Raw genomic sequence first — 18,276 nt, forward strand, 5'->3', positions numbered from 1 at the left:
GCCGGGACATCAGCGGCGGGACCGCGGGGGAGACATCATGAAGTTCATCACGGGTGCGGCGATCCTCGCGATCGCGGCGGGGACGACGCACGCTTATGCGCAGACGGCCCCGGCCGATGCGACCACGACCGAGGTGTCGGGCGGCACGCAGGACGAGGCACGCAGCGGCGAGATTGTCGTGACCGGCCGCGCCACGACCTTCGCCAACACGCAGGTGACCGAGCCGATGCTCGACCGGCAATCGGCGCTGACCAGCGTCAACGACGTCATCAAGGAACTGCCCGGTGTGTTCGTCGCGGAAGGCGATGCGTTCGGTTCGTCGGACTGGGCGACCTCGATCAGCATCCGCGGCTTCAGCTCGGGCGGCGGTGGCGGCCAGCAGATCGGATCGACGATCGACGGCCTGCCCAATGGTGGCTCCGGCTATGGCGGCGGATCGCGCGCCAACCGCTATCTCGACGTGCTGAACCTGAAGACGGTGATCGTATCGCAGGGCACGGCCGACATCTCGTCGCGCTCGAACGAGGCGCTGGGCGCCACGCTCGATTACGTCACGACCGATCCGGCGCGCGACACCCGCTATCGCTTCACGCTGGCCAGCGGCGACTTCGGCGCGCGCAAGATTTATGGTCGCGTCGATACCGGCCAGTTCGCCGGAGACACCCGCGCCTTCGTCAGCGCCTCGACCAGCCGCGTGAAGGACTGGATCGGTGGCTCCGGCGAAACCCGCCGCGACCATGTCGATGCGAAGATCGTCAGCAATATCGACCGGGTGAAGCTGACCGGCTGGGTCAGCTATGACGATGCCGACGAAGCCGAATTCGGGTCGGTCAGCCCCGAAATGTTCGCCAACGATCCGAACCACGATGCCTATACCGACGACTGGACCGGCATTCCCTATATCGATCAGGGCTATCGATCGACTTCGCGGGCGCTGCGCCGCAACTTCTTCACCTATCTGCGCGGCGAAACCGATCTCGGCGAAGTGAAGCTGTCGGGCACCGCTTATTACCACCGCATGCGCGGGCGCGGCGATTTCGCGCCGCCCTATCTGGTCGATGTCCGCGACGACGGCACCGGCAATCCCGAAAGCGAATTTACCGGCAGCCAGCCGACGAAGATCGGCGGCGGCAATCTCGGTCGCTATTATTTCGTGACGCCGACGGGGGCGAAGGCGACGTTCCTGACCGGGTGCACCGGCACGGCGGCGATCCCGGCAGTCTATGCGCCGGCCTGCTATGCGGCGAATTCGACGCCGGTCATGTCGTACCGCCATACGCATTACGAGAACGACAGGGGCGGCCTGACTGCCGACGCGGCGTGGACGCACGATTTCGGTGGGTTCGAGAACACGCTGCGCGGTGGCCTGTGGTGGGAACGCGGCCGCGCGAACCAGACGCGCGACTGGCATAAGATCACCAACGCGCTGGTCGGCCCCGCTTTCGACGGCAAGCCCTATTACCAGCAGTTCAGCACCGATTACGACCTCGACGAGATCATGTATTATGTCGACGATGCGGTGACCTATGGCCCGCTGACCGCGCGGTTCGGCGTCAAGCAGTTCTTCCTCGACCAGCGCCGCGCCGAATTGCTGAACGACCGCGCCGTGACCGAGCTGAACTCGAACAGCCGCCCGCTGATCTCGACCGGCATCGTCTATCATGCACCGATCGACGGGCTGGAGGCGTTCGCCGGCTATTCGCAGAACTTCGCCGCGATCGGCAATGGCCCCCTGGGCGAACCGCGCGAAGTGATCGACCGCATCCGCCCCGAAACGGCCAACAACATCGAAATCGGCGCGCGCTATTCGACGCTGCGGGTCAAGGCGTCGCTGACCGCATACGACATCAAGTTCAACAACCGCATCCAGTCGATCTCCGCCAACCTGGTCACCGGCATCGATTATCTGGAGGAACAGGATAGCGTCTATCTGAACGTCGGCGGGATCAAGAGCCGGGGTATCGAGGCGGCGCTCGCCTACCGCGTCACGCAGGGGCTGACCCTGTCGGGCAACTACACCTACAACCACGCGACCTATATCGGCACCGGCAATGCCGCGCAGGACGCCGATATCGGCGTGACGCCGGGGCGGCAGGTCATCAACTCGCCCCGCAATATGTGGGTCGCGGCGGCTGATTATGCGCGCGGCGTGTTCAAGATCGGCGGCGCCGCCAAGTTCGTCGGCGACCGCTTCATCGGCAGCGACGGCACCGCCGCCGCGCCCAGCTTCACCACCGTCGACGCCTATGCCGGCGTCGATCTGGGCGAGGTCACACCGCTGCTGAAGGGCATGGCGCTGACGGTACAGGCAACCAACCTCGCCGATCGCCGCTACCTTGCCGGCGCGGACGGAGGCTCGGCGTTCCTCGGCACGCCGCGCACCGTCACGGCGGCGTTGACGTTCGATTTCTGAGGCAGCCAACCTGGCCGAACCAAACCGTTCGTACTGAGTAGGGGCTGAGCTTGTCGAAGACCCGTATCGAAGTATCTGCCCCGAAGCGGTCCTTCGATACGCCATTTCGACAAGCTCAATGGCTACTCAGGACGAACGGCATTTTTTGGTGGACCGACCATCGCGGTTCACTGTGAGGATAGTTCCCATGGTCGACCTGTCACGCCGCACCCTCCTGTCCACCGGCGCCGCGCTGGCCGGCGCGGCGGCGCTGCCCGCATCGATCGCGCGTGCGGCGGCGATCGCACCCGACCGACGCAGCGGCACCATCGCCGACGTGCAGCACGTCGTGATCCTGTGTCAGGAAAATCGCGGCTTCGACCATTATTTTGGGACGTTGCGAGGCGTGCGCGGGTTCGGCGACCGCTTCCCCATCCCCACCCCCACCGGCACCGTCTGGCAACAGAGTGACCGCGCCGGCACTGGCGGCCCCCGCATCGTCTCCCCCTTCCATCTCGACACTGCCCGCCAGTTCGAGCTGATGCGCATGGAGGGCACGCCGCATAGCTGGCCCGATGCCCAGCGCGCATGGGACGATGGCCGCATGGCGCATTGGCCCGAGGCGAAGCACCCGCGCGCCATGGGCCATTACCGCCGCGACGACATCCCGTTCCAGTTCGCGCTCGCCGAGGCGTTCACGATCTGCGACGCCTATCATTGCGCGGTGCAGACCGGGACCAACACCAACCGCCTGTTCCTGTGGAGCGGCACGAACGATCCACACGGCACCCATGGCGGGCCGGCGATTGGCAATTCCCATGACAATTTTGTCGAAAATGGCGGTGCGGCCGATCCCTATCGCTGGAAGACGACGGTCGAACGCCTGCAGGCGGCGGGCGTCGACTGGCGCATCTATCAGGACATGGCCGATAATTTCACCGACAACCCGCTGGCCGGTTTCGCGACCTTCCGCGACGCGCATGCCGGGCGCGGCGATGCGGTGCTGAAGGACCGCGCGCTCACCACGCGTGGGCCGGAGTTGCTGAAGGCCGATGTGCTCGCCGGTCGCCTGCCGCAAGTGTCCTACGTCATCGCCACCGCCGCCGGGTCCGAACATCCCGGCCCCTCCAGCCCGGCACAGGGCGCGGACTATACCGCCCGCGTGCTCGATGCGCTGACCGCCGATCCGAAGGTCTGGGCGCGGACCGTGTTGCTGGTGATGTTCGACGAGAATGACGGGTTCTTCGACCATGTGCCGCCCCCCGCCCCGCCGTCGCGCGCTGCCGATGGCACGGCGTTCGGCGGATCGACCATCGACCTGACCGGCGAATATCACGACGTGCCGAGCAGCGGCGATGCGGCGATTGACCTGCCCGACTATCGCGGCCGCCCCTATGGCCTCGGCCCGCGCGTGCCGCTCTATGTCGTGTCGCCATGGAGCCGGGGCGGCTGGGTCAATTCGCAGACCTTCGACCACACGTCGGTAATCCGCTTTCTGGAGGCGCGCTTCGGCATCCACGAACCGAATATTTCGGCGTGGCGGCGGGCGATCTGCGGCGACCTGACCTCGACCTTCGACTTTGCCGCGGCCGATGTTGCAACCCCGACCTTGCCCGACCCGGCGCCCGATGCAAGACGTGCGGCAGCGATCGAGGGGCAGGTCGATCCCGGGGCGCCGCCCGCCGCCGCGCCGTGGCAGGAAGGTGGCATTCGCCGGTCGCGCCCGTTGCCCTATCGGGCTGAGGTGATCGAGCGCGGCGATGCGACCGGGCTGCACCTCCACTTCGCCGCCGACGGCGCGGGCGCGGTGTTCCATGTCTATGACCGACAAGCGCTCGATCAGCCACCGCGACGTTTCAGCGTGGCCGCCGGCGACCGGATCGACGGCCATTGGCCTTATGCCGCCGACGGTGGCTATGACCTGTGGGTGCTGGGGCCGAACGGTTTCCACCGCCATTTCGTCGGGCGGCGCGACGATCCGGCGATGGCGATCGCGTGGAGCCTGTCCGATGCCGGGCTGACGCTACGAGTCGGCACCGCACCGGGGCTGCGGGTGCGCCGCCTGACGCCGGGCGGCGGTGCGTCGGAAGAGGTTCTGCTGGGGGGACGGCATCGCTGGTCGCTCGATGGTGCGCTTGGCTGGTATGACGTGACGCTGTCGAGCAGCGCGGTACCCGGTTGGCGCCGCCGCCTCGCCGGACGCCACGACCGCGCGGGACGCGCAAGCAGCAGCGATCCGTTCGCGAGCGGCATCGCGCGCGGCTGATCCGGGCGGACCTCCGTCGCGACCGTCACCATATTCTTCGAGGATGGCGTAACCGACATGACGAAGGTGGGCGCTCGGACTGCTGGGAAATCGTCGTTTCGAGAGCGGCCCAACGGTAGCTATGCGCCCTGCAACTGGTCGTTCGGCCGAAACGCCTCGGTCCTTTAACCCGTCGTTCGTTCATCCTGTCGAGCTGTGTTGCGTCACCTTCGCCGCGATCGATCCTGCGAGCGGTGACGGCATCGTCGTCCTGAGCAATGGCGGCAATGGGTGGCTGGTCATCCTGCCCATCCTCGAACGCCCGGTAAGCAATTCGAAGCTGATTACCTTCCTGCGCGGCCAGATGAACTGACGCGACCATGAGCATGATGCCCGGGATTTGCGTTGCCGCAACGCTGCTCGCGACGTCCCTGCCCCCGATCGATAAGTTAGCGGCCGCGATCGGCGCGCGCGGTTCGAAGCTATTCGACGCCTACAACCCTGCGACCCACCGGTCTTCACCGGCACCGGCAGTTTGCTCACGCCTTCTCTGGCTTACGCTCACAATTCTATCCTACCCCGCCAGCATGGAAGAAACCCTGAACGACGAAAAATCTCACGTAAAAATAGATAGTTGTTCGAATATAAAGTCACTTAACTGCAAATTTATCTCTAATCTATTCTACATAGATCATCAATACTTTCCCGATACCTGATAGTTCGATGATTTAAATCGAATATTGAAAGTGGTGTCAGGATGAAGCGATCGATTTTTGTTTCAACGATGGCAGTATTGGCCGCGTCCGCCTCGGGAACGGCGATGGCTAGAACCGTGGAGCCAAACGACGCGCGCAATCCTGCCCAGGCCGGTCCCGCCGATGTCATCACGACGGGCGTTGCAAAGGGTCGCGACCGGTTGGACAGCGCGACGTCGACCAGCGTCCTGCGCGAAGCCGATATCTCGAAGATTGGCGCCGCGTCGATCGGCGACCTGCTGCGCGACGTACCCGGCATACGCTCCGAGGCGGACGGCGGCGATGGCGCTGCCAACATCTCGATCCGCGGCCTGCCGATCGCAACGTCGGGCGCCAAGTTCATCCAGTTGCAGGAAGACGGCCTGCCGATCCTGGAGTTCGGCGACATCCTGGGCTGGGGTGCCGATTCCTTCGTCCGTGCCGACCTGAACCTCGCGCAGGTGGAGGTTATCCGTGGCGGATCGGCTTCGACCTTCGCGTCCAATTCGCCGGGCGGCATTATCAACTTCATTTCGAAGACCGGCGAAGTCGACGGCGGCGCCATCGCGCTGTCGTCGGGCCTCGATAACAACCTGTACCGCGCCGATTTCGATTATGGCGCGCATGTCAGCGATACGCTGCGCTTCCATGTCGGCGGCTTCTTCCGCCAGGGCGAAGGACCGCGCCGGACCGGCTATGACGCCTTCAGGGGCGGGCAGATCAAGCTGAACGTGACCAAGGAATTTTCCGGCGGCTATATCCGCTTTTACGGCAAGTATTTGGACGATCGGACGCCCGAATATGACGTCGTCCCGATGCGCGTCACCGGGACGAACGATGCGCCGTCCTATTCGGAAGTGCCCTCGTTCGATGCGAACAGCGGCACCATTTCGACACGCTTCAATCCGACCAACGTCTATGTCGACCGCAACAACAACACCACGATCGGCCGGTTGACCGACGGCCGCCATTCCATGGCGAAGACGTTCGGGGTCGAATTGCGGGCGGACGTGGCGGGATGGACCGTGACCGAGAAGTTCCGCTACGCGGACCTTTCGGGCAGCCAGGCCGCGCCGCTCCTGACCAAATATCTGCCTGCTCCGGCAGTCATAGGCATATTGGGCGCCGGTCCCGGCACGCAGGCGGCCTATGCGACCGGCCCGCAAAGTGGCCAGGTCATCGCCAATCCGTCCGCGCTCAACGGCAACGGCCTGCTTGCGATCGCGACGCCGCTCAACCTTGTGTCCCAGCTGGACAACGTCACCAACGACATTCGCGCCAGCCGGGTCTGGCCGGTCGGCGACGCCGAATTGACGACGACGGTCGGCTTCTATGCCTCGCGCCAGTCGATCCAAACCGATCTCGCCATCACCACGGCCATCTCCGAGGTGCGCGGTGACGGCAGCGCCGCACTGATCGACCTGATCGGTCCGGCCGGACAGCGTATCACCCAGAACGGCTATTATTCGTACAATCTGGCGCTGTTCGGGGGTGCGGTGCGTCGCTTCACGGACATGACCTACAATACCAACGCGCCGTTCGCGTCGGCCAACTATCATATCGGAAGGGTCTCGATCGGCGCCAGCATCCGCTACGATTACGGCAAGGCGCAGGGGCAGCTCTTCAGTGCGGATCTGGGCAGCGGGCGTGTCGGCAACGTCACGCGCGACATGAACGGCGACGGCGTGATCTCGGCGGCCGAAACGCGGGTGTCGGTGGTGCCGACGACGGCACCCGGTTTCGTCGACTACAAGTTCGACGCGCTGTCCTATTCGGCCGGGATCAACTTCCGCATCGCGGAGCCGCTGGCGGTGTTCGCGCGCTACAGCCGCGGCAATCGTGCAAATGCCGATCGCCTGTTGTACACGCCCATCATCAATACGGTCAGCGGCGCGCTGAACGTGCCCGACGCCGCGGTCGATGCGGTGAAGCAAGCCGAGGGCGGCGTGAAGTACCGGCAGGGTCCGCTGACGTTGAACGCGACCGCGTTCTGGGCCAAGGTGACCGACAGCAATTTCGAGATCCAGGCGATCAAGACCGTCATCAGCGAATACACCGCCAAGGGGATCGAGTTCGAAGGCGGGTTCACGCACGGACCGTTTTCGCTGAACGCCGGTGCCACCTACACCGATGCCAACATTTCCGGTAATGTCGCGACGCCGGAAATCGTCGGCAACCGGCCGCGTCGTCAGGCGAACTTCATTTTCCAGGCGACCCCGCAGGTAACCGTTGGTCGCGTCAATGTCGGCGCGGTGTTCATCGGCACCACCGACAGCTATGCGCAGAACGTCAACCAGCTGAAGATGCCGGGTTATGTGACCACCAATGCCTTCGTCCAGGTGCGTCCCATCGATCGACTGCTGCTGTCGCTCAACGCCAGCAACCTGTTCGACACCAAGGCAATCGTGGCCGTCGAGCAGGCGACGCTGCCGGCATCGGGCATCGTCGAAGCCCATATGCTGACCGGCCGCGCCGTTTCGGTGACTGCGCGGCTCGACTTCTGAGGCAGCACGATCTGCGCGCCTCCTGCATCCGGATGGACGCCCCGCGGGCGGACCATCCGGAGCGGGTCGTCATCAGTGCGACGCGCATGATCCCGAAACGGTCGACATGGCCCGCTGCATCGTCCTGACGTACCTCCAAAGACCGACCGAAGGTCCGATCGGCTTCACGGCCTATGCCCGACAGCGGGCCAAGCGTGGCTACCGCATGGGGGGCGAACGGTTCGGCAGCGGGACGCTGGATAGCATCCTGACCAACAACGCCTACATCGGCTATGCCCTCGACAGTCGGCAGGCCTTACTCACTGGTGAAACACTGCCGGAAAGCGAGCAGGTACCGATCCCGGTGCCGCCATTCATCGATAAGAAGTCTTGCTACGCGTTCCGCCAACAGATGGCCGACCGCGACCCGCGGAGGCGCGAAGACCAATACGAATCTGCTGACAAACCGTCCGGTCTGGCGTCACGGCGCCGGGATAATGACCATCACCGGAAAACACGAAAATGGCGCACCCGAAGGGATTCGAACCCCTGGCCTCTGCCTTCGGAGGGCAGCGCTCTATCCAGCTGAGCTACGGGTGCTTGGCCGTGGAGGCACGCGACTAGCAAAGCTTTCGCGGCATGACCAGCCGTTTTCAGGCGCTCGCCGCCTTTTGCACCGGGGGTGGGGTCTTTGGGCGGAAGGCGCACAGGTCGGCGACCGGGCAGCGCCAGCATTCGGGGCGACGCGCCTTGCAGATGTAGCGGCCGTGCAGGATCAGCCAGTGATGCGCGTGCAACCGGAACGGCTGGGGGACGACGCGCTCCAGCACCGATTCGACCGCGCTCGGCGTTTTGCCACGCGCGAGGCCGGTGCGGTTGCCGACGCGGAAAATATGGGTGTCGACCGCGAAGGTCTCGTGACCGAAGGCGGTATTCATGACGACGTTGGCGGTTTTGCGCCCGACACCGGGAAGCTTCTCCAAGGCGTCGCGGTCCTCGGGTACCTGCCCGCCATGGTCGGCGATCAGCGCTTCGCTGAGCGCGATCACGTTCTTGGCCTTGGTATTGAACAGGCCGATGGTGCGGATATGCTGTTTCAGGCCGTCCAGCCCCAACGCGACCATCTTTTCGGGCGTATCAACCGTGGCGAACAAGGCGCGGGTCGCCTTGTTCACGCCGGCGTCGGTCGCCTGTGCCGACAGCGCCACCGCTACCAGCAGCGTATAGTCGTTGACCGATTCAAGTTCGGTTTCGGGGTGCGGATTGTCCTCCGCCAACCGGCGGAAGAATTCGAAGATATCCGCCTTCTTCAAACGCCGAGCACCGCATCCATCGTGTAGCGGCCGGACGGCGCGTCCGCCAGCCACAGTGCGGCGCGTACCGCCCCACGGGCGAACAGTGCGCGGTCGTCGGCGCGGTGGCCAAGCTCGATCCGCTCACCCTCGCCCGCGAACACCACCTGATGATCGCCGACAATGGTGCCGCCGCGCAGTGCGGCAAAGCCGATCGTACCTGCTGCACGCGCCCCGACCAGCCCGGCGCGACCGATCACGCCGCTGTCGGCGAGCGTCGTTCCCAGCCCTTGCGCCGCCGCATCGCCCAGCATCAGCGCGGTGCCCGATGGTGCGTCGACCTTCAGCCGGTGGTGGCTTTCGACGATCTCGATATCCCAGTCGGGGCCGAGGCGGCTGGCGGCGTCGCGGACCAGCCGCGAGAGGAGCGCGATGCCGAGCGAGGTATTGCCGGTCTGAAGCACCGCGATCTCACGCGCGGCATCATCGATCATGGCATGATGCCGGTCGGACAGGCCGGTGGTACCGATCACGATCGGCGTCGCGGCCGCGCGGGCGGCGGCGAGATTGCCCTCCAACGCGACGGGGGCCGAGAAATCGACCAGCACATCGGCGCGCGCGGCAAGATCGGCGGGATCGCCACCCTGATCGATGCCGCCGGCCAGCGTTTCGCCCAGCCGTTCGACCTCGAGGGTGATCGCCCGCCCCATCCGGCCTTGCCAACCGAAGATACCGATGCTGGTCACTGATCCTCGCCCGCTATCGTCCACGGGTGCCTGATCGCAGCCCGGTTCCCGCGGTCCATGGCCCGATGGCAGGGGATGCGCAAGCGATTGCGTGCGCGCGATCGTCCCGGTTCAGCGCTGGACCGACGCGACCGGCGCCTCGGCATATTTGGGATCGGCGGGGTCGAAATCGGGCTGCGGCACGAAGGTGCGCGAGGTGAGCGCGACATTGCCGAGGCCCGCCAGCTTGAACGTACCGATCTTGAACATTTTCGGCGCGCTGCCGGCGCGTTCGACCGTCACCGCGTCGACATGCAGATCGCCATGCTTGGTCCACAGCATGTGCGGCGCGAGCAGCATGTCCATATTGTTGTAGCGTACCGAAAGGCAGATACGCTGCATCAAAGCGAAGCGGATGATGTCGCTTAGCGACGCGCGCTGTTCCTCGCTTGCGCGATCGGCTGCGGTAGCGGCCGGGGACTCGGATACGGCTTCGTTGTGCATCGCAGCATATTGTAACGATCGTCGCCGGTGCCAGCAAGGGGCAAGGCTTCATTCGAAGGGCGGCATGCCATGCAGCCTAAGAGTCGGGCCGGCCGGTACGGAACCGGCTAAAGCGGTTGGCGCGCATGCGACGCGTTAACTATTGGGCAATTCAGCGGAAATTAATGCAGTTTGGGGACCCGACCGATACCTTAGTATCATTGCGACCGGTTTTATTGCGCGCCGCGATCGGCTAGGCGCAAAGCAATAATGGGAAACATATTGATCGTGATGGCCGGCGGAGCGCTCGGGTCAGCCCTGCGCTATCTGTTTGGCCGCGTCGCCGCAGCTGTGTTCGGTGCGGACTATCCATGGGGAACGCTGGGGGTCAATCTGCTCGGCGGACTGGCGATGGGGCTGTTAATGGGCGCGCTGTCGCGTAGCGGCGGTGGGAGCGAGGCGGTTCGACTCGCGATCGGCGTCGGACTGCTGGGCGGGTTTACCACTTTCTCGGCCTTCTCGCTCGACATGGTGACGATGCTGGAGCGCGGGGCGATGGTCGATGCGCTCGGCTATGCTTTGCTGTCGGTGATCGGCGCGGGCACGGCGCTGTTCGTCGGGCTGCAACTGACGCGGGGGGCAGCGGCATGAGCGACAATGACGTCCGGCAGTTCACGGTCGGGGCCGATGACGACGGCATCCGGCTGGACCGCTGGTTCAAGCGGCATCTGCCCGACACCAGTTTCAACACCGTGTCGCGTTGGGCGCGGACCGGGCAGTTGCGTATCGATGGTGGGCGGGCGCAGCCGGGCGCGCGCCTCACCGCCGGACAGGTGCTGCGCGTGCCGCCGCCCGAATCGGCGATCGTCGCACAACCCAAGGCGAAGTCCCCGCGCCCGCCGCTGTCGGAGGAACAGACCGAATTCGCCCGGTCGCTGGTGATCCACCAGGACAAGCAGGCCATCGTGCTGAACAAGCCGCCGGGCCTTGCGACGCAGGGCGGGACCAAGACCCACGACCATGTCGACGGGCTGCTCGACGCGCTACAGTTCGATGGCGAGAGCCGCCCCAAGCTGGTCCACCGACTCGACAAGGATACGTCGGGCGCACTGCTGATCGCGCGGACCGCGCGGGCGGCGGCGTTCTTCGCCAAATCCTTTTCGGGGCGGACCGCCAAGAAGGTCTATTGGGCGCTGGTCGTCGGCATTCCCGACATTTCCGATGGGATCGTCGATCTGCCCCTGGCCAAGCAGCCGGGCACCGGCGGCGAGAAGATGCATGTCGACGAGGCGGAAGGCCAGCCGGCCCGTTCGCGCTACCGAGTGATCGAACGCGTCGGCAACCGCGCGGCATGGGTCGAGCTGCAACCCTTTACCGGGCGCACGCACCAGTTGCGCGTACACATGTCGGCAATCGGCCATCCGATCGTCGGCGACGGCAAATATGGCGGGCAGGCCGCGTTCTTGACCGGCGGGGTCAGCCGCAAGATGCACCTCCACGCGCGGCGGATCCGCATCGATCATCCCGATGGCGGCAAGGTCGATGTCACCGCCGATCTGCCCGATCATTTCGCCGAGAGCATCGACCTGCTGGGCTTCGACCTGAGCCTCGGCAATGCGATGATCGACGACACGCCGCCGCCGGTGACCAAGGCCGACCTGAAGGCCAAGGCGAAGGCGCATGCCAAGACCTATCGCAAGGAACGGCGTGGCGAGCGGCGCTCTCGAGGGTCCCGCGACTGATGCATCCTGATCGTGCCTTTCGAATGGACGACGATGCCGCGCGCGCGTTCGTGCGCGGTGAAGGGTTCGGGGTGCTGTTCGTGACGACACCCGACGGGCCGCGGGCGGCGCAGGTGCCGGTGGTAACGACCGACGACGGCACGCTGCGTTTCCATGTCGCGCGTGCTAACATGGTGACGCCGCATCTGGACGGCGCGACCGCGCTGTTCGTCGCGCAGGGACCGCATGCCTATATTTCGCCACGCTGGTACCGCGCCGGCCCGGACGAGGTACCGACATGGAACTATCTGTCGGTCGAGGTCGAGGGCGTGGTGCACGCGATCGACCGGGCGGGCCTGCGCGACCAGATCGACGCGCTCGCCGCGACCTTTGAGGCCGAGCCGCAATGGGCGGTCGACCAGATCGATCCGCGCAAGGCCGAGGCGATGCTCGATGCGATCGCCGGGTTCGAACTGGTGCCGACCGCGTGGCGAGGCACGACCAAGCTGAGCCAGAACAAACCCGCCGACGTTCGCGCGCGCGTTGCGGCTGCGCTGGGCGGGCATGCGCTGGCGCCATGGATGCGTGCCGTATGACCCGGCTGGCGGTGTTTGATTGCGACGGAACGCTGGCCGATGGGCAGGCGAATGTCTGTACCGCAATGGCGCTGGCCTTTGCCGATGCCGGCCTGCCGACGCCCGATGCGCGTCAGGTGCGCCGGATCGTCGGCCTGAGCCTGCCGCAGGCGGTGGCACAACTGGTGCCGTACAGCACCCCCGACCTGCACGAGGCGGTCGCGGAAGGGTATAAGCAGCATTTCCGGGCAATGCGCGTCGATGGCCGGTTGCGCGAGGAGCCGCTGTTTCCCGGTATCGGCGATGCGCTGGTGGCGTTGCTCGATCAGGGGTGGCGGCTGGGGGTGGCGACCGGCAAGTCGGATCGCGGATTGCGGCTGCTGCTCGACCATCACCGGATCGCGCATCATTTCGTCACGCTCCAGACCGCCGATCGGCATCCGTCCAAACCGCATCCGGCAATGCTGCACGCGGCGATCGCCGAGGTGGGCGGCGCGCCGGACAAGACCGTGATGATCGGCGACACCGGTTTCGACATGGCGATGGCACGGACGGCGGGGGCGCGGGCGATCGGCGTCGAATGGGGCTATCATCCGCCGCACGAGCTGACCGCCGCCGGTGCCGACCGGCTGTGCGCCGACGCCGCGCTGCTTCCTGCCCTGCTGGAGATGCCATGACGCCCGACCATCTGGCGCGCAATCGCTGGCTGATTCTGGTCGCGATCCGCATCGTCACCGCGATGGGAGCGGTGTTCGGTGTGATCGTGCTGGCGCGCGCCCCCGACACGGGCATGCGCGTGCTGGGCGTGGCAATCGTGCTGTCGGCGCTGTACGCGATGGCGGTGGTGCCGCGCGGGCTGACCGCTAAGTGGCGCAGCCGGTGAAGCGGTTCTGGAAAGACGTCACGGTTTCGCCCGCGGGCGAGATCGCGCTCGACGCCCGGCCGGTGCGCACGCCCGGGCGGCTGCCGCTGGTCGTGCCCTATCCCGCATTGGCCGAAGCGATCGCGCAGGAATGGCGCGACGTCGGCGAGACGGTCGACCCGCGGGCGATGCCGCTGACCGGCCTCGCCAATGCCGCCATCGAACGGGTGGCGGCCGATCCGGCGGCATTTGCGGGCGGATTGGCGATCTATGGCGGCAGCGACCTGCTCTGCTATCGCGGCGAAGGCCCGCTGGCCGAGCGGCAGGCGGCGGCATGGGACTCGGTGCTCTACTGGGCGCGTACACGGTTCGACGTAACCTTCACCATCACCGACGGAGTGATGCCGGTCGAACAGCCGCCGCGCACGCTGGCGCGGTTACGCGAGGCGGTGGTGGCGCTGTCACCATGGGTGCTGGCGCCGCTGTCGCCGATCGTCGGGCTGACCGGGTCGCTGCTGCTGGGGCTGGCGGTGGTCGAGGGGGCGATCACCGCCGATGCGGCGTGGGCGGCGGCGCATGTCGACGAGGACTGGCAGGCCGAGCAATGGGGCGAAGATGCGCTCGCCGCTGAGACCCGCGCGGCGCGGGCGGCCGAATATCGCGCGGCGGTGCGGTTCTTCGAACTGGTCAGCGGCTGACCGGACCGCAGGAACCGCCGATCCTGAGCGACAAAGTGGCGGTAAGCGGGGCGTCGGCGGCGGCGCCCTCGATCCGGTCGATCAGCCGTTCGGTCACCGCCGCCGCCATGTCGGCGATCGGGCGGTGGACGGTGGTGAGCGCCGGGGTGAGCATCCGCGCGAGGATGCTGCCGTCGAAGCCGATGACCGACAGGTCGCCGGGCACCGACAGCGCCATGCCCGCCGCGACCTTCAGCACCGCCGCCGCCATCACGTCGTTGGCGGCGAAGATCGCACTCAGGCGGGGATTGGCGGCCAGCAGCATCTGCGCGGCGCCAACCCCGGCGTCGAAGCCGTAATCGCCTTCGGCCTCGGCCGACAGCGCGATGCCATGTGCGGCGAGGCCTTCGACAAAGCCAGCCCGACGCTCGCGGGCCGAATGGGCGGCGGCGGGGCCGGACAGCAGCGCGATACGGCGATGGCCGAGTGCGACCAGATGGTCGGCGACCGCGCGCGCCGCCCCGCGTTCGTCAGACACCAGCACCGCGTCATAACCCGATAGCGCGACCGACGACAGCGCCACCGCCGGCACTCCCGCCAGTCCATCGGCGACTCCGGCGAGCCCCGATACCGGCGGCACGACGACTACGCCGTCGACCCGCGAACGCTGCACGAAATCGCGGACGTCCGCCGCCGGATCGCCCGCCATCGCGACCGGATGGACGACCAGTTCATAGCCGCGGGCCGCCGCCGCGCCGACCATGCCGCGTTGCAGGGGGTCGAGCACCAGCGCGTTACGATCGTTATGGACCAGCCCGAGCAGATAGGAGCGTCCGGTGGCAAGGCCGCGCGCACGGGCGCTGGGGCGGAAGTTCAACCCGGCGATCACCGCCTCGATTGCCTCTCGCGTCGCGGCATTGACCAGTGGAGAGCGGTTGAGGACACGCGACACGGTGCGGATCGATACCCCCGCCCGGGCGGCGACATCGGCGATGGTGGTGCCGGCGGGCGGCCTGGTCACCGGAATCAGACGCGCAGGCGCCGGGCGACCATGCCGCGCTGCGTCTCGATCTCCGACCGTGCGCGGCGCAGCACCTCGACCTCGGTCGCGGCCAGGAGGTCGTCGACCACGCGGCGCAGATGGTCGCGCATCGTCTGCCGCGCCAGCGCAGGATCCTGCGCCCGCAGCGCGTCGACGATCAGCCGGTGTTCCTCGACGCGGGGATGCACACCCTCGCGCCGCGCCTCGGCGAACATGTGCGCACTCAGCGGGGCGCGGTCGCGCAGGTTCCACAGCATCTCGACCACCGCCGCGATCACCGTATTGCCGGTCGCCTCGGCGATGCGCAGGTGAAAGCGGCGATCGGCCTCGATCGCAGCCGGATCGGCCGGGTCGACCGCCGCCATCGCGGCCAGCGACGCGTCGAGATCGGCCAGCGCCTCGGCATCGATCACCGTCGCCGCGACCGCCGCCGCCTCCCCTTCGAACAGGATGCGCGCCTCGATCAGCTCGAACGCGCCGACGTCCAGCTCGGCGGGCGACGACGTGTCGGCGGAAGTGGCGATGACGTACAGGCCGGAGCCGTGTCGTGCTTCGACCAGGCCACGAATTTCGAGCGCGATCATCGCCTCGCGCACCGTGGGGCGGCTGACCGCGAAGGTTTCGGCAAGGTCGCGTTCGCCGGGCAGGCGCGTGCCGACCGGATAGCGGCCCTCGTCGATCGCGGCGGCGATGGCGGTCGAGACCCGCTGATAGAGTTTTTCGGTGCGCTGCTTCATCGCCCCGACCGATCCCATAGCCGCCCGGCGGTTACAATAGGGCAGCGCTCAACCCGCTGTCGCATGGGCGACGCCCAGTTCCAGCCCGCGCAACTCGGCCAGCCCGCGCATCCGCCCGAGCAGCGAATAGCCCGGGTTGGTCCGACGGCCGAGATCGTCGAGCATCTGGTGCCCGTGATCGGGCCGCATGGGGATGCTGCGCCCTTCCCCCCGCGAGACATCATGAACCGCCGCGACCACCGCCGCCATGTTCGCATCGCCGCGCAGATGCTCGGCCTCGTGGAACGCCATGTCGCCGCCCTCGCGGTCGACCGAGCGGAGGTGGAGAAAGCCGATACGGCTGCCCAGCCGGCGGACCATACCGGGCAGGTCGTTGTCGACGCGCACCCCGAACGACCCGGTGCAGAAGCACAGTCCGTTCGCGGGGCTGGGGACGGCATCGAACAGCGCGGCGACATCGGCTTCGGTGCTGACGACGCGCGGCAGGCCGAAGATCGGAAAGGGCGGATCGTCGGGATGCACGACCATGCGGATGCCGAGCGCCTCGGCATGCGGGCAGACCGCATCGAGGAAGGCGATCAGATTGTCGCGCAACCGATCGGCGTCGATCCCGGCATAGTTGGCGATGGCATCGCGGAACTTTGCGGAGGTGAAGCTCTCCTCCGCGCCCGGCAGGCCGGCGAGGATCGTCGCCTCCAGCGTCGTACGCGCCGCATCGTCCATCGCCGCGAACCGGCGCGCCGCCGCCTCGACCAGCGCCGGGCGATAGTCGCGCTCGGCACCGGGGCGCTGAAGGATATGGATGTCATAGGCGGCGACCGCTTCCCATTCGAAGCGCAGCGCGCGCGCGCCGTCGGGCAACGACCATGCAAGGTCGGTCCGCGTCCAGTCGAGCAGCGGCATGAAGTTGTAGGTGACGACGTTGATGCCTTCCGCCGCCAAATTGGTCAGGCTCTGGCGATAGGCGTCGATATAGCGGTCCCAGCCGGGGCCGCGCGTCTTCAGATCGTCATGGACCGGCAGGCTTTCGACCACCGTCCAGCCAAGCCCCGCCTCGGCGATCATCGCCTTGCGCGCGGCGATCGTCTCGCGCGGCCACACGGCGCCGTTGGGAATATTATGCAGCGCGGTGACGACTTCGGTCGCCCCCGCCTGCCGGATGGCGGCCAGCTTTACGGGATCCGATGGACCGAACCACCGCATCGTCTGTGTCATCAGCAACTGCCACCCTCCCCGTCCGCACCGACCCGAGATCGGATTTCGCGGACGGGGATAGGATATTCGAACCCCCCTTGCCAATATCGAATATTGGACAGTCCAATATCGGGATCAGGCGAGAGTTAATCCGACATCGACATTGCCGCGCGTCGCATTCGAATAGGGGCAGATGCTGTGGGCGGTATCGACCAGCTTCTGCGCATCGACGCGATCGACTCCCGGCAGCGCGACTTGCAGATCGGCCGTGATACCGAACCCGCCCGCCGCGCGCGGGCCGATGCCGACCGTGGCGGTCACCGCGACGTCGGCGGGTACCTTGGTCCCCAATTGCTGTCCGGCGACCTTCAGCGCGCCGATGAAGCAGGCGGCATAGCCAGCCGCGAACAACTGCTCCGGATTGCTACCGTCACCGCCGGCACCGCCCAGTTCGCGCGGGGTCGACAGTTTGACGTCGAAGCGACCGTCCTCGCTACGGGCATGGCCTTCGCGACCGCCGGTGGCCGTGGCGGTGGTGCTGTACTTCACATCGACGGACATTCTGATCACTCCATTATTTATCGCGATAACTATCTACGCATACAAACCTCCTCTGTCCAGAAATATTTATCGCGACAACAAAACCTGTTATGCTGGTGTCATGGCCGATCCCCTGCCCCTCGACGACCAGTTCTGCTTCTCGCTCTATGCTGCGACGATCGCGATCAACCGCACATACAAGCCAATGCTCGACCAACTGGGCATCACCTACCCCCAATTCTTAGTCCTGATGACCCTCAGCGATGCCAAGGAGGGACGGACGGTCGGGGCGATCGCCGAGCGGCTGGCGTTGGAGCCGAGCACGATCACACCGCTGGCCAAGCGGATGGAGGCGGCGGGGCTGGTCACGCGGGTGCGTAATCCGGCCGATGAACGGCAGGTGCGGGTGTGCCTGACCGAAGCGGGCCGAACGCGCTGGGCGGAGAGTGGCTGCCTCGCGCCGATGATCGTTGCTCGCAGCGGCATGGCACCCGAACGGCTCGCCGCGTTGAATGCCGAAGTCACCGCGCTACGGTCGGCTTTGGCCAAGGCATTGACCTGATTACCCCTTGGC

18 protein-coding genes and 1 tRNA gene are annotated in these 18,276 nt (G+C 66.4%); 11 read left to right on the forward strand and 8 right to left on the reverse strand.

Annotated elements, in window-relative coordinates:
- Positions 1–37 precede the first annotated feature (37 nt).
- The 4 genes from AAIO73_RS06615 (at position 38) to AAIO73_RS06630 (ending at position 7,875) form a co-directional block, all read left to right on the forward strand.
- The gene (locus AAIO73_RS06615; RefSeq protein ID WP_345876957.1) at positions 38–2,413 is read left to right on the forward strand and encodes a TonB-dependent receptor domain-containing protein; all 2,376 of its coding nucleotides are present in this window, start codon (positions 38–40) and stop codon (positions 2,411–2,413) included.
- Between the two features lie 187 nt (positions 2,414–2,600).
- A complete protein-coding gene (locus AAIO73_RS06620) occupies positions 2,601–4,658 on the forward strand; it encodes a phosphocholine-specific phospholipase C (RefSeq protein ID WP_345876958.1) in 2,058 nt (685 codons plus the stop codon).
- 121 nt (positions 4,659–4,779) lie between these two features.
- Entirely contained in the window at positions 4,780–5,010 is a 231-nt protein-coding gene (locus tag AAIO73_RS06625) for a hypothetical protein (protein ID WP_345876959.1), read from the forward strand.
- A 447-nt stretch (positions 5,011–5,457) separates the two neighbouring features.
- Positions 5,458–7,875: a TonB-dependent receptor domain-containing protein gene (locus AAIO73_RS06630; RefSeq protein ID WP_345876960.1), complete on the forward strand. Its 2,418-nt coding sequence runs from the start codon at positions 5,458–5,460 to the stop codon at positions 7,873–7,875.
- Positions 7,876–8,377: 502 nt separating this feature from the next.
- Here AAIO73_RS06630 and AAIO73_RS06635 read toward each other — a convergent pair.
- From AAIO73_RS06635 to AAIO73_RS06650, 4 genes are all read right to left on the reverse strand, one after another.
- Positions 8,378–8,454: transfer RNA gene (locus AAIO73_RS06635), tRNA-Arg, on the reverse strand.
- Positions 8,455–8,507: 53 nt separating this feature from the next.
- Complete coding sequence (nth, locus tag AAIO73_RS06640) at positions 8,508–9,167, reverse strand: endonuclease III (protein ID WP_345876961.1); 660 nt, start codon at positions 9,165–9,167, stop codon at positions 8,508–8,510.
- Positions 9,164–9,892 carry a 4-hydroxy-tetrahydrodipicolinate reductase gene (dapB, locus tag AAIO73_RS06645; RefSeq protein ID WP_345876962.1) on the reverse strand — a complete coding sequence of 243 codons (729 nt, stop codon included), beginning with the start codon at positions 9,890–9,892 and terminating at the stop codon, positions 9,164–9,166. The genes nth and dapB overlap by 4 nt, the downstream gene beginning before the upstream one ends.
- Before the next feature lie 111 nt (positions 9,893–10,003).
- Positions 10,004–10,375 (reverse strand): hypothetical protein, encoded by a 372-nt coding sequence (locus tag AAIO73_RS06650; RefSeq protein WP_345876963.1) that lies wholly within the window; start codon positions 10,373–10,375, stop codon positions 10,004–10,006.
- Between the two features lie 249 nt (positions 10,376–10,624).
- Here AAIO73_RS06650 and crcB point away from each other — a divergent pair, with 249 nt between their 5' ends.
- From crcB to AAIO73_RS06680, 6 genes are read left to right on the forward strand one after another with little or no spacing between them, the layout of a single operon-like run.
- Positions 10,625–11,005, forward strand: coding sequence for a fluoride efflux transporter CrcB (gene crcB / locus AAIO73_RS06655; protein ID WP_345876964.1), 381 nt, complete (start codon positions 10,625–10,627; stop codon positions 11,003–11,005).
- A complete protein-coding gene (locus AAIO73_RS06660; protein WP_345876965.1) occupies positions 11,002–12,096 on the forward strand; it encodes an RluA family pseudouridine synthase in 1,095 nt (364 codons plus the stop codon). Before crcB ends, AAIO73_RS06660 begins: the two co-directional genes overlap by 4 nt.
- Positions 12,096–12,671 (forward strand): FMN-binding negative transcriptional regulator, encoded by a 576-nt coding sequence (locus AAIO73_RS06665; RefSeq protein ID WP_345876966.1) that lies wholly within the window; start codon positions 12,096–12,098, stop codon positions 12,669–12,671. Before AAIO73_RS06660 ends, AAIO73_RS06665 begins: the two co-directional genes overlap by 1 nt.
- Entirely contained in the window at positions 12,668–13,327 is a 660-nt protein-coding gene (locus tag AAIO73_RS06670) for an HAD-IA family hydrolase (RefSeq protein ID WP_345876967.1), read from the forward strand. Before AAIO73_RS06665 ends, AAIO73_RS06670 begins: the two co-directional genes overlap by 4 nt.
- Positions 13,324–13,533, forward strand: a complete 210-nt coding sequence (locus tag AAIO73_RS06675; RefSeq protein WP_345876968.1) for a hypothetical protein — start codon at positions 13,324–13,326, stop codon at positions 13,531–13,533. The genes AAIO73_RS06670 and AAIO73_RS06675 overlap by 4 nt, the downstream gene beginning before the upstream one ends.
- The gene (locus AAIO73_RS06680) at positions 13,530–14,210 is read left to right on the forward strand and encodes an ATP12 family chaperone protein (protein WP_345876969.1); all 681 of its coding nucleotides are present in this window, start codon (positions 13,530–13,532) and stop codon (positions 14,208–14,210) included. Before AAIO73_RS06675 ends, AAIO73_RS06680 begins: the two co-directional genes overlap by 4 nt.
- Here the strand turns inward: AAIO73_RS06680 and AAIO73_RS06685 are convergent.
- The 4 genes from AAIO73_RS06685 to AAIO73_RS06700 all read right to left on the reverse strand — a co-directional run bounded on the left by AAIO73_RS06685 (position 14,200) and on the right by AAIO73_RS06700 (position 17,723).
- Positions 14,200–15,210: a LacI family DNA-binding transcriptional regulator gene (locus AAIO73_RS06685; protein WP_345876970.1), complete on the reverse strand. Its 1,011-nt coding sequence runs from the start codon at positions 15,208–15,210 to the stop codon at positions 14,200–14,202. The two genes, AAIO73_RS06680 and AAIO73_RS06685, sit on opposite strands and share 11 nt — an antisense overlap.
- 5 nt (positions 15,211–15,215) lie before the next feature.
- On the reverse strand, positions 15,216–15,968 hold the full coding sequence (locus tag AAIO73_RS06690; RefSeq protein ID WP_345876971.1) for a FadR/GntR family transcriptional regulator: 753 nt from the start codon (positions 15,966–15,968) through the stop codon (positions 15,216–15,218).
- 48 nt (positions 15,969–16,016) lie between these two features.
- Positions 16,017–17,183 (reverse strand): mannonate dehydratase, encoded by a 1,167-nt coding sequence (uxuA, locus tag AAIO73_RS06695; RefSeq protein WP_345876972.1) that lies wholly within the window; start codon positions 17,181–17,183, stop codon positions 16,017–16,019.
- A gap of 114 nt (positions 17,184–17,297) precedes the next feature.
- A complete protein-coding gene (locus AAIO73_RS06700) occupies positions 17,298–17,723 on the reverse strand; it encodes an organic hydroperoxide resistance protein (protein WP_345876973.1) in 426 nt (141 codons plus the stop codon).
- 100 nt (positions 17,724–17,823) lie between these two features.
- Between AAIO73_RS06700 and AAIO73_RS06705 the strand changes: the two genes are divergently transcribed.
- A complete protein-coding gene (locus AAIO73_RS06705) occupies positions 17,824–18,264 on the forward strand; it encodes a MarR family winged helix-turn-helix transcriptional regulator (RefSeq protein ID WP_345876974.1) in 441 nt (146 codons plus the stop codon).
- The last annotated feature ends 12 nt before the right edge of the window (positions 18,265–18,276 follow it).

Source organism: Sphingomonas epibiotica, from assembly GCF_039615155.1.
Classification (GTDB): domain Bacteria; phylum Pseudomonadota; class Alphaproteobacteria; order Sphingomonadales; family Sphingomonadaceae; genus Sphingomonas.

Excerpts from the sequence above, each read along its gene's own strand:
- AAIO73_RS06615 (WP_345876957.1), top strand. The coding sequence starts at position 38 with ATGAAGTTCATCACGGGTGCGGCGATCCTCGCGATCGCGGCGGGGACG.
- AAIO73_RS06620 (WP_345876958.1), top strand. The coding sequence starts at position 2,601 with ATGGTCGACCTGTCACGCCGCACCCTCCTGTCCACCGGCGCCGCGCTG.
- AAIO73_RS06625 (WP_345876959.1), top strand. The coding sequence starts at position 4,780 with ATGCGCCCTGCAACTGGTCGTTCGGCCGAAACGCCTCGGTCCTTTAAC.
- AAIO73_RS06630 (WP_345876960.1), top strand. The coding sequence starts at position 5,458 with ATGGCTAGAACCGTGGAGCCAAACGACGCGCGCAATCCTGCCCAGGCC.
- AAIO73_RS06650 (WP_345876963.1), bottom strand. The coding sequence starts at position 10,375 with ATGCACAACGAAGCCGTATCCGAGTCCCCGGCCGCTACCGCAGCCGAT.
- crcB (WP_345876964.1), top strand. The coding sequence starts at position 10,625 with ATGGGAAACATATTGATCGTGATGGCCGGCGGAGCGCTCGGGTCAGCC.
- AAIO73_RS06660 (WP_345876965.1), top strand. The coding sequence starts at position 11,002 with ATGAGCGACAATGACGTCCGGCAGTTCACGGTCGGGGCCGATGACGAC.
- AAIO73_RS06665 (WP_345876966.1), top strand. The coding sequence starts at position 12,096 with ATGCATCCTGATCGTGCCTTTCGAATGGACGACGATGCCGCGCGCGCG.
- AAIO73_RS06670 (WP_345876967.1), top strand. The coding sequence starts at position 12,668 with ATGACCCGGCTGGCGGTGTTTGATTGCGACGGAACGCTGGCCGATGGG.
- AAIO73_RS06675 (WP_345876968.1), top strand. The coding sequence starts at position 13,324 with ATGACGCCCGACCATCTGGCGCGCAATCGCTGGCTGATTCTGGTCGCG.
- AAIO73_RS06690 (WP_345876971.1), bottom strand. The coding sequence starts at position 15,968 with ATGAAGCAGCGCACCGAAAAACTCTATCAGCGGGTCTCGACCGCCATC.
- uxuA (WP_345876972.1), bottom strand. The coding sequence starts at position 17,183 with ATGACACAGACGATGCGGTGGTTCGGTCCATCGGATCCCGTAAAGCTG.
- AAIO73_RS06700 (WP_345876973.1), bottom strand. The coding sequence starts at position 17,723 with ATGTCCGTCGATGTGAAGTACAGCACCACCGCCACGGCCACCGGCGGT.
- AAIO73_RS06705 (WP_345876974.1), top strand. The coding sequence starts at position 17,824 with ATGGCCGATCCCCTGCCCCTCGACGACCAGTTCTGCTTCTCGCTCTAT.